Origin of the sequence: Laribacter hongkongensis DSM 14985, assembly GCF_000423285.1 — a bacterium.
Taxonomy (GTDB): domain Bacteria; phylum Pseudomonadota; class Gammaproteobacteria; order Burkholderiales; family Aquaspirillaceae; genus Laribacter; species Laribacter hongkongensis.
In genome coordinates this window covers 35,668-48,446 of record NZ_AUHR01000004.1, presented here as the reverse complement: position 1 = coordinate 48,446, position 12,779 = coordinate 35,668, and the positions used below count along the sequence as shown (strand labels likewise).

The window sequence follows — 12,779 nt, the reverse complement described above, 5'->3', positions numbered from 1 at the left end:
TTTAACTGATTCCGATACCCGTACCGATCCTATGAAACTGCAACAACTGCGCTATCTGGTCGAAGTGGCCCGCCAGGGACTGAACGTGTCCGAAGCCGCCGAAAAACTGCACACCTCGCAACCGGGCATCTCCAAGCAGATCCGGCTGCTCGAGGACGAACTGGGCGTGCAGGTGTTCATCCGCAACGGCAAGCGCATGGTGGCCGTCAGCGAGCCGGGCAGACAGGTACTGGACATCGCCAGCACCATCCTGCGTGAAGCCCGGAACCTCAAGCGGGTGGGCGAAGAATTCGCCCGCGAGGAAGAGGGCGAACTGACCATCGCCACCACGCATACGCAGGCGCGCTATGCCCTGCCAGTGGCCGTCAAGGCCTTCCGCCAGCGTTATCCGGAAGTCACCCTGCGCATCAAGCAGGGCAGCCCGGTACAGATCTGCGAAATGGTGGTGGCCGGCGAGGCCGATTTCGCCATCGCCACCGAGGGCATCACCCTGTTTGACGAGCTGGTGGCGCTGGACTGCTACCAGTGGAACCGCAGCGTGGTGGTGCCGCTGGACCATCCGCTCACCGGACTGGACCGCCCGATCACGCTGGCAGACATCGCTGCCTGGCCGATCATTACCTATGACTTTGCCTTTGCCGGCCGCAACAAGATCAACAGCGCGTTCGAAGAGGCCGGGCTGGAGCCGAACTTCGTGCTCACCGCCATCGACACCGACGTGATCAAGACCTATGTCGCCCTCGGTCTGGGCATCGGCATCATCGCCACCATGGCCTACGAGCCAGACCGCGACACCCAGCTCGACCTGATCCACGCCGAACACCTGTTCCGCCCCTCCACCACCCGTATCGGCGTGCGGCGCGACGTATACCTGCGCGGCTATGCCTATCACTTCATCGAGCAGTTTGCCCCGCACCTGACCCGCCCGGTGGTCGAACAGGCCCTGGCCAACCAGGACGATGAGGACTGACCCGGACAGACGCCAGACATGCAAACGGCGACCCCTGAGGGTCGCCGTCATTGCTTCAAGGGGCCGCTTTTCCGGTCAGGCCGGCCACACCAGCAGGGCGTACAGCTTCTTGCCACGCTTCAGGAGCGTATACCGGCCAAACAGGCGGTCATCCCCGGTCAGGCAGTAATCCAGCCCTTCAGCCTTGATGCCGTTGATGCTGACCGCACCGCTCTGGATGAATGTACGCGCCTCGCTTTTCGACTTGGCCAGCCCGCTGGCAGCCAAGGCATCAATCAGGCCGTCTCCCTGCCCGGCCATGTCCAGCACCGGCAGGCCATCCAGCGCCAGCTGGGCCAGATCCTCGGCCGTCAGCGCCGACAGGTCGTTGGAGAACAGGCTCTCGGTAATGCGCTGGGCAGCTTTCAGCGCCTCGTCACCGTGCACCAGGCGGGTGGCTTCTTCGGCCAGGATGCGCTGCGCCTGCGGCCTGGTGCCGCTGGTCTTGTCGGCAGCCTCGATGGCATCGATCTGCTCGATCGACAGGAAAGTGAAGTAGCGCAGGAAGCGGTACACATCGGCATCGGCCACGCCCAGCCAGAACTGGTAGAACTTGTAGGGCGAGCACTTCTGCGGATCCAGCCACACCGCATTGCCTTCGCTCTTGCCGAACTTGGTGCCGTCGGAATTGGTGATCAGCGGCACGGTCAGACCGAAGACCTGCTGCTGGTTCAGGCGACGGGTAAGGTCGATGCCGGCAGTGATGTTGCCCCACTGGTCGGAGCCACCGATCTGCAGCTTGCAGCCGAAACGGCGGTTGAGCTCGGCAAAGTCATTGCCTTGCAACAGGCTGTAGGAAAACTCGGTGAACGAGATGCCCTGGTCTTCGCGGCTGATGCGCTGCTGCACCGACTCTTTCTTGATCATGGCGTTGACCGAGAAGTGCTTGCCGATGTCGCGCAGGAATTCCAGCACGTTCATCTGGCCGAACCAGTCGTAGTTGTTGGCCATTACGGCGGCGTTGTCGCCCTCGAACGACAGGAACGGCGACAGCTGGCGACGGATCTTGTCCACCCAGCCGGCAATCACGTCCGGGGTGTTGAGCTTGCGCTCGGCGGCCTTGAAGCTCGGGTCGCCGATCATGCCGGTGGCTCCACCGACCAGTGCGATCGGGCGGTGGCCGGCTTCCTGGAAGCGACGCAGCATCAAAAGCGGCACCAGATGGCCCAGATGCAGGCTGTCCGCCGTCGGATCGAAGCCGCAATACAGGGTCACGCTTTCGCTTTCCAGCAGCTTTTGCAGCGCCCCGGAATCGGTCTGTTGCGCGATGAGGCCGCGGGCCTCCAGTTCCTGAATCACATTTCTCTCGGACATCGTTGCTCTGGCTCCACAAAACAGGAGCGGGGACCGCTGGCCCCCGCCCGGCAAAAAAACCGATTATACGCCGGCTTAAATGTCGGCTTCGACTTCGTGACCGCGCGATTCCATCCAGCTGCGCCGGCTGGCCGCTTCGCCCTTGCCCATCAGCATGACGAACATGCGCCGGGTCAGGTCGTCGGCTCCGTCACGTACCCGGACCGGCAGCAGGCGACGGGTGTCCGGATTCATGGTGGTGTCCTTGAGCTGCTCGGGGTTCATCTCGCCAAGGCCCTTGAAGCGGCTGACCGACCAGCTGCCCTCACGCACTTTCTCGGCACGCAGGCGGTCGACAATGCCCTCCAGTTCGGCCTCGTCCAGTGCGTAGAACTTGCGTGGCGGCCGGTTCTTGCCCTGCCCCGGCACATCGACCCGGAACAGCGGCGGCTGCGCCACATAGACGTGCCCGGCAGCCACCAGCGCCGGAAAGTGACGGTAGAAAAGGGTCAGCAACAGGACCTGGATGTGCGAGCCGTCCACGTCGGCGTCAGACAGGATGCAGATCTTGCCGTAGCGCAGGCCGGAGAGGTCCGGCATATCGCCGGCTCCGTGCGGGTCCACGCCGATTGCCACGGCGATGTCGTGGATTTCGGCATTGCCGAACAGCTGGTCGCGGTCGGTTTCCCAGCTGTTGAGCACCTTGCCGCGCAGCGGCAGGATGGCCTGGGTCTCCTTGTCGCGGGCGAGTTTGGCCGACCCACCGGCCGAATCCCCTTCGACCAGAAAGAGTTCGTTGCGCTCGATGTCTTCGCTTTCGCAATCGGTCAGCTTGCCCGGCAGCACGGCCACGCCGCTACCTTTTTTCTTCTCGATTTTCTTGACCGAGCGCAGGCGGCTCTGCGCCTGCCGGATCGCCAGTTCGGCGATTTTCTTGCCGTCCTCAACGTGGGTGTTGAGCCAGTTCTCGAACGGGTCGCGCACCATGGCAGCGACCAGCTTGAGGGCATCGCGGTTGTTGAGCTTTTCCTTGGTCTGCCCCTGGAACTGCGGATCAAGTACCCGTGCCGACAGCACGTAGCGTGCCCGCCCCCATACGTCCTCGGCCACCAGCTTGACCCCGCGCGGCATCAGGCCGTGGTGCTCGACAAACGCTTTCATGGCCTCGAACACACCGGTCCGCAGGCCGGCTTCGTGGGTGCCACCACTGGCGGTGGGAATCAGGTTGACGTAGCTCTCGCCGCCACCGCTGCCTTCCTCGAACCAGGCAAAGGCCCACGCCGCCCCTTCGCCCTGGGCAAAGGTGTCGTGCTCGGCTCCGGCGTAGTTTTCGCCGGCAAAGGGCGGGGCCAGCGGGGCATCGCCCTGGCACAGTTCGGCCAGATAGCTCTTGAGGCCGTCAGGGTAGCGCCAGGTACGGGTGTCGTTGCTGCCGTCGGCTTTTTCCACCGTCAGCGTGACGGCGACGCCCGGCAGCAGGACAGCCTTGGCGCGCAGGAGGCGTTCCAGCTCGTGCAGGGAGTAGCGCGGACTTTCGAAGTAGCGCGGATCAGGCCAGACCCGGACCCGCGTTCCGCTGGTGCGAGGACCGCAGCTGCCGGTCCGGGTGAGCGGCTCGACCACATCACCGCCGGAGAAGGCGATCTGCCAGACGCTGCCATCGCGCCTGACCTCGACTTCCAGCCGGGTGGACAGGGCGTTGGTGACCGATACGCCGACACCGTGCAGGCCGCCGGAAAATGCATAGGCACCGCCGGCCTGCTTGTCGAACTTGCCACCGGCGTGCAGGCGGGTGAACACCAGCTCGACCACCGGCACCCCTTCGGCAGGATGCAGGCCAACCGGAATGCCGCGCCCGTCATCCTCGACCGACAGTGAACCGTCGGCATGGACCGTGACAGCGATCTTTCTGGCAAAGCCGCCCAGTGCTTCGTCAGCGGCGTTGTCGATCACTTCCTGGCAGATGTGGGTGGGATCGGTGGTCCGGGTGTACATGCCGGGGCGTTCCTTGACAGGCTCGAGGCCCTTGAGGACGCGCACCGCGCTTTCGTCGTAAATCTGGCTCATTGGGAATGTTCAGTCAGGCGAGCTGGCGGTCATGCCAGCGGGAAAACAGGAGCAGCGACACCGATGCGCCAATCAGGGCGCACAGCATGTCCCACTGGGTATCCCAGACATCGCCCTGCATGGCGAGAAACTGGTCGGCCCCCTGCCCCAGAAGCCGGGCGGCGGCGAATTCTATCAGTTCGTAGCCGGCACTGATGGCCAGGCACACCGAGATGACCAGAAACGTCAGCCATCCACCTGGTGTCAGGGCTGTGCGGCGCAGCAGGATTTCGCGGGCAACCAGCGCCGGCACGGCCCCCTGCATCAGGTGACCGATGCGGTCAAACGGGTTGCGGGACAGCCCGAGCCATGACTGTAACCAGTCACCGGCCGGGGTCAGGGCGTAGGTGTAGTGTCCGCCGTACAGCAACACCAGCATGTGCAGGGCAATGGCTGCCTGCACCAGCGGAGTCAGCGGAAAATGGCGGTGACACCACGCCAGCAAGGGCAGCCCCACCAGGACCGGCAGGACTTCCAGCCACCAGGTCAGCCGGTCATGAGGCGACACACCGGACCACAGCAGCACGCCCGGCACCAGCCCCCACACAAGGAGTGATACCAGGCGCGGCTGCGGAGATGATGCCGGCAAGGCACGTTCAGAGAGGCGCGCCATCAGGCTGCACCGCTCCGGCATCGCTGGCCTGGCGCGATTCGAGTCCACGCAGGTAACGCGACAGTTCGGTCAGCGCCATTTCGTACACGTTGCGCTTGAAGTCGATGACATGCTCGATGGGCGACCAGTAATCGCTCCAGCGCCAGCCGTCGAACTCGGGGTGATGGGTAGCCCGCAGGCAGACATCACTGTCACGGCCGGTCAGGCGCAGCAGGAACCAGATCTGTTTCTGCCCGCGGTAACTGCCGCGCCATTCGCGGCGGACCCAGTGGGTCGGCACGTCGTAACGCAGCCAGTCACGCGTCCGGCCGATGATTTTGACATGGTGGGGACTCAGCCCCACCTCTTCCATCAGCTCGCGATACATTGCGGCTTCCGGGCTTTCGCCCGGCTTGATGCCCCCCTGCGGAAACTGCCACGAGTGCTCGCGCACCCGCTTGCCCCAGAACACCTGATTCCTGGTATTGCAGATGATGATTCCGACATTGGGGCGATAACCGTCCCGATCCAGCATGGCTGTGCAACCAAAATTCGTTGAGTTGGCTCAATTTTTTCACACTGTTTCCAGTGCGGCAAACGCACGGTGCCGGACGTGCCCCTTACTCAGCCACGAGTGATGCGAAAGCGTCCGACCAGCGCCTCCAGCTGACTGGCGGTCTGACTGAGCGAACCGGCGATTTCGGCCGACTCGGCCACCAGCCGGCTGGTCTGCTCGTTCTGCTCGGCAATGCGCTGGATATTGCCGGCCACATCATTGCTGGTGTGGCTCTGTTCCTGCATCGCCATGCTGATTTCACTGTTTTTCGCCAGGGTTTCTTCGGCCGTTTCGCGGATGCGGGCCAGCGCAGCACTCGACTCGCCCAGGAGCTCAAGCCCCTGGTGCATCTGCCGGCTGGCATCTCCCATGCCGGCTGCCACACGGTCGGTATCGGAGCGGATGGCACCGATCAGGCTGGTGATTTCCAGCGTGGCCGACGAGGTGCGCTCGGCCAGCTTGCGGACTTCATCGGCCACCACGGCAAAGCCGCGCCCCTGTTCGCCGGCCCGGGCCGCCTCGATGGCTGCGTTCAGGGCCAGCAGGTTGGTCTGGTCGGCAATGTCGCGGATCGCCACGATGATCTGGCTGATGGCCTGCGAGCGTTCGTGCAGGGTATCGATCAGGACTGCCGTGTCCTTCACCTGGTCTGCCGTCCGGCGGATTTCCTCGGCGGTATGGGCCATGCTGCTCACGCCACGTTCGGCCATCTCGCGGGCAGCCTGGGCGTTGCTTTCGCTGGCCTTGGCATTGTCGACCACACAGGCGATGCCGGTACTCATCTCTTCGGTCGCCGCAGCGATCTGGCAGGACGATTCGGTTTGCGCACTGCTGGCCTGGCTGGCCTGCTGGCTGATCTGCGCCAGCTGTCCGGCAGCCCCGGAGAGGAAGCGGGCGTTGTTTTCCACGTCGCCGACTGCCTGCTCGAAGGCATCGACCAGCCGGTCAAAGGATCTCGCCATGCGGGCCACTTCGTGCGTGCCGCGGATATTGGCACGGGCAGACAGGTCAAACGTGTCGCTCATGCGGTCCATCAGCTGTTGCAGGCGACGGATCGGACTCAGGATGCTGCGCAGTGTCATGGTCAGGAGCACGGCCAGCACTACCAGCAGGCCCAGCGCGATGCCGGTTCCGATCAGCAGGTGGGTACGGGTTTCCTCCACTCGCTGGGCCACCTTGGCCTGGAGGGTCAGAGCCACGGTATCCAGCATGCCCTTGATGGCGTCGATATGCAGCGATGACTGGCGGAACCACTCGGCAGCCGGAATGCCCAGGGCAGCCAGGTCGGCATCAGGCGCCAGGATGCGCTCGCGCAACCCGATGCTGCCGCTGTATTCGGGCGTAGTACGGATCATTGTGTAGGCCTCGACCATGAACGACTCGGCGAAACGCTCGAACTGCGACTGGCAGGCCTGTTGCTGGCCCAGTCCCAGCATCGCGCGGTCACGCGAGCCGGGAGCAAACGAACCGGCAGCCAGCGCTCCGTTGATCATGGCGCGTTCGCGCCCGGCAAACTCCTTCTGGCACAGCAGGCCGAGCATCGCCGACACGTCGCGAGCCAGCACCGGGTCGCTGCTGTTCTGCTGGAGTACGGTCACGAAACGGAACAGGCCGTCGATGGCCTTGGTATAACGGGCCAGTGAATCAGCCGGCGAAATCGACTTGTCGTCGACCGACTGGCGCAGGGCGGCCAGTGTCGCCAGGTCGTTTTGCAATGACCCCAGATCGCTGCGGATGGCCGCCGGCAGTTCAGCCGTCCGGATGAAATCATTCAGTGCCGCTTGGGCACGATCAGTATCGGCCCGGGTGTCTTCGATCGGCTTGCGGTCTGCATGACCATTGAGCCAGCCCACCGAGCGGCCCCGCTCGGCCTGGAGCGAGTGCACGAGATCATTGGAAACACTGGAAAATCCGGTCAGCACCGCGGTTTCTTCCATTTCATGCATCAAACGGTAGTTTTCCCGCAAGTCGATGCCGATGTAGATCAGCAGCAGGACGACCGGAAAGGCTACAAGCAGCAGCAGACGGGCACGAATCGAAAGATTGATCATGGAGCAACCTGTGGTCTGGATCAGGGAACGTCACGCACCTTCATGCTCGGCACGGACATGGAGCGCTATTTTAACCTTCAAACATTCTTAAAATACCCGGTTAATGCAAACATCCTGCACATTTGGCGCGGTCCGGCGCTAAAACGTCCGGACCGGTACCAGTGCAACCGCCTTCCTGGATCAGGGGTAAAACCAGCTGATGCTGTAGCCCTGGGAACGGATGTCGGTCAGGGCGATCTGCATTTGCAGCTTCACCTTGCCGCCAGCCGGAAAAACGGCAGTTTTGGCCATATCGGCAGGCAGCCACTCGGCCGGTGCAAAAACCTTCTTGGCCAGCACATGGTCCTTCGCGTCTTTCAGTACCAGCTGCATCGACGGCCACACCATGTTGTAACGTGCGTGGTTCTGCACCGTGGCCGCCAGCTGCACCAGTTGCGGCTGATCAGGCACATAGCGCATCTCCGACCACTCGGTACGCAGCATGGCAGCATCCTGCGGCAGTGGCACGCTGCACCCCATCAATGAACAGACGGCTTCAAGCGGTGCCCGGGTACCAGGAACTTCGCGGGCGATTTCGGCCCGGTAGAGGTAGGCCAGTTGCCCGGCCAGCGCCAGCGATGCCGCCAGGGACAGCCCGGCCCACAACAGGGTGCGCGGTTTGCCCGGCGCAGCCTCATCCCGGGGCACAGGCGGCGACGGCTCGATGGTCTCAGGAGCCGGCCCGTCACTCGTCCTCGGCCCGGCAAACAGGGCATCTGCCGCCTCCGTGGCGGCAGCGGCACCCAGCGGGGTCTCTTCCGGACCGGCATTCAGTTGTGGTTCGCGCCGGCGATGATCCCCCGACAGGCTGACGGCGACATCTTCATCGTCGTCATCAGCCAGCGCACTGAAGCGCGGCAGGCTGTCGTCTGTCGCCGGCTTGTCATCAGCGGGCTGGCCGGCAGGCGATCCGGCCGGCTGACCGGTCAACCCGGCCAGCAGGCTGGCAAAGTCGGCATCGGGGGCCGGCTCCGGTGTCACTGCAACAGGTTCCGGCCTGTTCTCTTCGGACTGGTCAAAGGCTTCATCGGCTTCTACGGCCTCCGGTGTCGCCGACGAACGGAAAGATGTCACCGGGTCATCTGTGGTTTCCGATGCTACATCGCCTTGCTCTTCGGCTTCGGATGCAACCTCAGGGCTTGCATCAGGAGCGGCTGCCGGCTGTTCTGCGGCCATGCCGGAAACCGGTGTTGCCGTTACGCCGGTACTGAAGTCCGGCAAATCCAGCGAGAAATCTTCACCTGAGAGCCCGTCCGGCTCGTCTGCCGGAGCCAGTTCCCGGTCACTTTCGCGCAGCGAGGTTTCCGTCCAGTGTCCGCTGGCCTGCATCTGCCGCATGGCAGCGGCCAGCCGCTGGGCTTCGGTGGCCGGTGGCGCATCGTCTTCAGCCGGGACGGGATCCGTACGCATCTCTGGCTGTGGTGCAACCCGCGGAGCCGGAGTACCTGCCGTCGCGACGGCAGCAGCCATGCTGCCCACGGTTTCCGGTACGGCTTTTTCCCGGGCGGTCACCGGAGCGGGAGGTGCACTGGCAGCAGGCTCTTGCTCCAGCCGCTCGCGGGCATTGAAAACCGTGCGGCAGCGGCCGCAACGCACCTGCCCGCCAGCCACTTCGAGATGCTCGGGCAGCACACGGAAACGGGTGTCACAGTGGGGGCATTGCGTAATGTACATGGCAGAGTGTGTCAAAGCGGGTTTGGACGGGACGGACTTGCATGCAGGAAACCCCTTCATGCAAATGCGCCGCAAGATGCGGCGCATTGTACGCTGTTGCTGCTCCGGCGGTCAGGCCCGGCGCACACCGGAAAGACGGGTCCAGCCTTCGTCGAATACCGGAGGATCCATTTCAAACCAAGCAGAGTAGAGCTCGGACAGCTCCTGCGCCTGTTCTTCCAGAATGCCCGACAGCACGATGTGGCCGCCGGCACGCACATGCGAGGCCAGCAGGTCGCCCAGCATGCGCAGCGGATTGGCAAGGATGTTGGCGACCAGTACGTCGAACTGCCGGCTGTCTTCCAGCGCATCCGGCAGCCCGAAGGCGGCGGTCACCTGGTTTTGCACGGCATTGTCACGGCTGGCCTGCACGGCCTGCGGGTCAATGTCGATGCCGGTCACGTCGGTGGCGCCGAGCTTGATGGCGGCAATGGCGAGGATGCCCGAGCCACACCCGTAGTCGAGTACGCTCTCCCCTCCCTGGATGTTCGCATCCAGCCATTGCAGGCACAGGCGGGTGGTCGGATGGCTGCCGGTACCGAAGGCCAGACCCGGATCCAGTGCCAGATTGATGGCGCTGGCGTCGGGAGCATCATGCCAGGTCGGCGTGATCCACAGCCGGCCGGAAATGCGGATGGGGTCAAACTGGCTTTGCGTCAGGCGCACCCAGTCCTGCGACTCGACCGCTTCGACCGTATAGACCGGTGTCGGCATGCCCGCTTCACCGGCAGCAGCAGCGATCAGCATGGCGACATCGGCATCAGCGGCAAACAGGACGATGATGCGGCTTTGTTCCCACAGCCGGTCGACCGGTTCGCCGGGCTCCCCGAAAATCGGCTGCTCGAACTCGGTGCCGGCAGCGGCGTCCTCGATCGCGGTGGAGAGGGCGCCCAGTTCCATCAGGGTGTCGGCGAATCGTTCGGCAATGCGACTGTCGGCGTCGATCGCCACTTGCTGCCAGCTCATGTCAGCCTTTCTTGCGTTCTGCGAGCCGGTGCTCCAGATAGTGGATGCTGGTGCCGCCGCGGTGGAAGGCGGCGTCCATCATCAGTTCCTGGTGCAGCGGAATGTTGGTCTTGATCCCGGTGATGGCCATCTCGGACAGGGCCACGCGCATGCGGGCAATTGCCTGCTCGCGCGTATCGCCGTAAGCGATCAGCTTGCCCACCATCGAGTCGTAATAAGGCGGGACGGTATACCCCTGATAGATGTGCGAATCAATACGGATGCCAGGGCCGCCCGCCGGATGGTAGCCGTCGATCTTGCCCGGGCTCGGCACGAAGGTGAACGGATCTTCGGCATTGATGCGGCACTCGATGGCATGGCCGTGCAGCTTGATGTCCTTCTGCGTGTAGCGCAGCTTTTCACCGGCAGCGATGCGGATCTGCTCCTGCACGATGTCCACGCCGCTAATCAGCTCGGTCACCGGATGTTCGACCTGCACGCGGGTGTTCATTTCGATGAAGTAGAACTCGCCGTTCTCGTACAGGAATTCAAACGTACCGGCACCACGGTAGCCGATGCGGCGGCAGGCTTCGGCACAGGCATGACCAACCTTGTCGCGCTGCTTCTGGGTAATGCCCGGAGCCGGCGCTTCCTCGATCACTTTCTGGTGGCGGCGCTGCATCGAGCAGTCGCGCTCGCCCAGATAGATGGCGTGGCCGTATTCGTCGGCCAGGATCTGGATTTCCACGTGACGCGGTGTCTCGAGGAACTTTTCCATGTACACGGTCGGATTGCCGAAGGCTGCCTGCGCCTCGGTCTTGGTCATGTTGACCGAGTTGATCAGTGCCGCCTCGGAATGCACTACGCGCATGCCGCGGCCACCACCGCCACCGGCGGCCTTGATGATCACCGGATAGCCGATTTCCCGTGCCATCTTGGTGATTTCGGCCGGATCATCCGTCAGGGCGCCGCCGGAACCCGGTACGCACGGCACGCCGGCCTCGATCATGGCCTGCTTGGCCGACACCTTGTCGCCCATCAGGCGGATGGTTTCGGCACGCGGGCCGATGAACACGAAGCCGGATTGCTCGACACGCTCGGCAAAGTCGGCGTTTTCCGACAGGAAGCCGTAGCCCGGATGGATGGCCTGCGAGTCGGTCACTTCGGCGGCAGCAATGATGGCCGGCACGTTGAGGTACGACAGGCTGGACGCTGCCGGGCCGATACAGACCGACTCATCCGCCAGCTTGACGTATTTGGCCTCGCGGTCGGCCTCGGAGTGCACCACCACGGTCTTGATGCCCATTTCACGGCAGGCACGCTGGATGCGCAGGGCGATTTCACCACGGTTGGCGATAAGGATTTTTTCAAACATCTTGCAACCTCCACGGCAGGCATTGTCCGGCACACGCGGCCCGGGCAGCCAAGGCTGGTGGGCGGGGTGCCGGAAACAGAAGAGGGAAGGCACTGGACGGGTTTGCTCCCTGCCTTCCCCTCTCGCTGATTGCGCTGCCGTTTATTCGATGATGAACAGGGGTTCGCCGAATTCGACCGGCTGGCCGTTTTCCGCCAGAACGGCCTTGACCACGCCGGCGCGGTCCGACTCGATCTCGTTCATGAGCTTCATCGCCTCGATGATGCACAGGGTATCGCCGACGTTGACCTGGCTGCCCACCTCGACAAAGGATTTGGCGCTCGGGCTGGAGGCACGATAGAACGTGCCGACCATCGGCGACTTGACCGCCTTGCTGTTGTCCACTGCCGGCGCGGCAGCCGGTGCCGCCGGTGCCGCCACCGGTGCAGCGGCAGGCGCGGCAGCCGGAACGGCCTGCATCATCGGCGCGGCGTAATTGACCGTACCACCGGCCTGCACGCGCGTGATGCGGACTTTTTCTTCCCCTTCAGTGACTTCCAGTTCGGCAATGCCGGATTCCTCGACAAGGTCGATGAGTTTTTTCAGTTTGCGAAGGTCCATGGCGGATATATCCCGTAGAAATAGCGGTAAGACGGCATCCGGAGTCAGGAGGCCGTCAGGGTGTCCAGTGCATGTTCGAGGGCATGGTCATAGCCACGCGCACCCAGCCCGCAGATCACGCCGACAGCCAGATCGGAAAAGTAGGAGTGATGGCGGAAAGGTTCGCGTTTGTGCACGTTGGAGAGGTGCACCTCGACAAAAGGCAGGTCCACGGCAGCCAGCGCGTCGCGCAGGGCCACGCTGGTATGCGTGAAGGCCGCCGGGTTGATGACGATGAAACCGGTTCCGTCGGTGCGCGCGTCATGGATGCGTTCGATCAGCCGGTATTCGGCATTGGACTGGAACGTGTCGCATGCCACCCCGGACGCGGCTGCGCGAGCCACCAGCCGGGCATTGATCGCGTCGAGCGTATCTGCGCCGTAATGCTGCGGTTCACGGGTTCCCAGCAGGTTCAGGTTGGGACCATGCAAGACCAGGATTCGGGGCATCTCGGAAGGGTT

The 12,779-nt window shown here is 63.6% G+C and carries 11 protein-coding genes; 1 reads left to right on the top strand and 10 read right to left on the bottom strand.

Features of this window, described 5'->3' with window-relative positions; translation table 11 throughout:
• The first annotated feature begins 31 nt into the window (after positions 1-31).
• On the top strand, positions 32-970 hold the full coding sequence (gene cysB, locus G542_RS0104815; protein WP_027823531.1) for an HTH-type transcriptional regulator CysB: 939 nt from the start codon (positions 32-34) through the stop codon (positions 968-970).
• A 75-nt stretch (positions 971-1,045) separates the two neighbouring features.
• On the opposite strand, the gene tyrS is transcribed toward cysB, so the two are convergent.
• The 10 genes from tyrS to aroQ form a co-directional block, all read right to left on the bottom strand.
• A complete protein-coding gene (gene tyrS, locus G542_RS0104810) occupies positions 1,046-2,323 on the bottom strand; it encodes a tyrosine--tRNA ligase (RefSeq protein ID WP_027823530.1) in 1,278 nt (425 codons plus the stop codon).
• 75 nt (positions 2,324-2,398) lie between these two features.
• Positions 2,399-4,369 carry a DNA topoisomerase IV subunit B gene (gene parE / locus G542_RS0104805; protein WP_027823529.1) on the bottom strand — a complete coding sequence of 657 codons (1,971 nt, stop codon included), beginning with the start codon at positions 4,367-4,369 and terminating at the stop codon, positions 2,399-2,401.
• 13 nt (positions 4,370-4,382) lie between these two features.
• The gene (locus tag G542_RS0104800) at positions 4,383-5,021 is read right to left on the bottom strand and encodes a DUF2238 domain-containing protein (protein WP_051189912.1); all 639 of its coding nucleotides are present in this window, start codon (positions 5,019-5,021) and stop codon (positions 4,383-4,385) included.
• Positions 5,005-5,535: an RNA pyrophosphohydrolase gene (locus tag G542_RS0104795; protein WP_012696089.1), complete on the bottom strand. Its 531-nt coding sequence runs from the start codon at positions 5,533-5,535 to the stop codon at positions 5,005-5,007. The genes G542_RS0104800 and G542_RS0104795 overlap by 17 nt, the downstream gene beginning before the upstream one ends.
• A gap of 89 nt (positions 5,536-5,624) precedes the next feature.
• Positions 5,625-7,607, bottom strand: coding sequence for a methyl-accepting chemotaxis protein (locus tag G542_RS0104790; protein ID WP_012696088.1), 1,983 nt, complete (start codon positions 7,605-7,607; stop codon positions 5,625-5,627).
• Positions 7,608-7,787: 180 nt separating this feature from the next.
• Positions 7,788-9,320, bottom strand: a complete 1,533-nt coding sequence (locus G542_RS17380; protein ID WP_244878682.1) for a DUF3426 domain-containing protein — start codon at positions 9,318-9,320, stop codon at positions 7,788-7,790.
• A gap of 111 nt (positions 9,321-9,431) precedes the next feature.
• Positions 9,432-10,325: a 50S ribosomal protein L11 methyltransferase gene (prmA, locus tag G542_RS0104780; protein ID WP_027823527.1), complete on the bottom strand. Its 894-nt coding sequence runs from the start codon at positions 10,323-10,325 to the stop codon at positions 9,432-9,434.
• Between the two features lies 1 nt (position 10,326).
• Positions 10,327-11,679, bottom strand: coding sequence for an acetyl-CoA carboxylase biotin carboxylase subunit (gene accC / locus G542_RS0104775; RefSeq protein ID WP_027823526.1), 1,353 nt, complete (start codon positions 11,677-11,679; stop codon positions 10,327-10,329).
• A gap of 141 nt (positions 11,680-11,820) precedes the next feature.
• Positions 11,821-12,279, bottom strand: a complete 459-nt coding sequence (gene accB / locus G542_RS0104770; RefSeq protein ID WP_027823525.1) for an acetyl-CoA carboxylase biotin carboxyl carrier protein — start codon at positions 12,277-12,279, stop codon at positions 11,821-11,823.
• A gap of 44 nt (positions 12,280-12,323) precedes the next feature.
• Positions 12,324-12,767, bottom strand: a complete 444-nt coding sequence (aroQ, locus tag G542_RS0104765; RefSeq protein WP_027823524.1) for a type II 3-dehydroquinate dehydratase — start codon at positions 12,765-12,767, stop codon at positions 12,324-12,326.
• Positions 12,768-12,779 lie beyond the last annotated feature (12 nt).

Excerpts from the sequence above, each read along its gene's own strand:
- G542_RS0104800 (WP_051189912.1), bottom strand. The coding sequence starts at position 5,021 with ATGGCGCGCCTCTCTGAACGTGCCTTGCCGGCATCATCTCCGCAGCCG.
- prmA (WP_027823527.1), bottom strand. The coding sequence starts at position 10,325 with ATGAGCTGGCAGCAAGTGGCGATCGACGCCGACAGTCGCATTGCCGAA.
- G542_RS0104795 (WP_012696089.1), bottom strand. The coding sequence starts at position 5,535 with ATGCTGGATCGGGACGGTTATCGCCCCAATGTCGGAATCATCATCTGC.
- G542_RS0104790 (WP_012696088.1), bottom strand. The coding sequence starts at position 7,607 with ATGATCAATCTTTCGATTCGTGCCCGTCTGCTGCTGCTTGTAGCCTTT.
- cysB (WP_027823531.1), top strand. The coding sequence starts at position 32 with ATGAAACTGCAACAACTGCGCTATCTGGTCGAAGTGGCCCGCCAGGGA.
- G542_RS17380 (WP_244878682.1), bottom strand. The coding sequence starts at position 9,320 with ATGTACATTACGCAATGCCCCCACTGTGACACCCGTTTCCGTGTGCTG.
- parE (WP_027823529.1), bottom strand. The coding sequence starts at position 4,369 with ATGAGCCAGATTTACGACGAAAGCGCGGTGCGCGTCCTCAAGGGCCTC.
- accB (WP_027823525.1), bottom strand. The coding sequence starts at position 12,279 with ATGGACCTTCGCAAACTGAAAAAACTCATCGACCTTGTCGAGGAATCC.
- aroQ (WP_027823524.1), bottom strand. The coding sequence starts at position 12,767 with ATGCCCCGAATCCTGGTCTTGCATGGTCCCAACCTGAACCTGCTGGGA.
- accC (WP_027823526.1), bottom strand. The coding sequence starts at position 11,679 with ATGTTTGAAAAAATCCTTATCGCCAACCGTGGTGAAATCGCCCTGCGC.
- tyrS (WP_027823530.1), bottom strand. The coding sequence starts at position 2,323 with ATGTCCGAGAGAAATGTGATTCAGGAACTGGAGGCCCGCGGCCTCATC.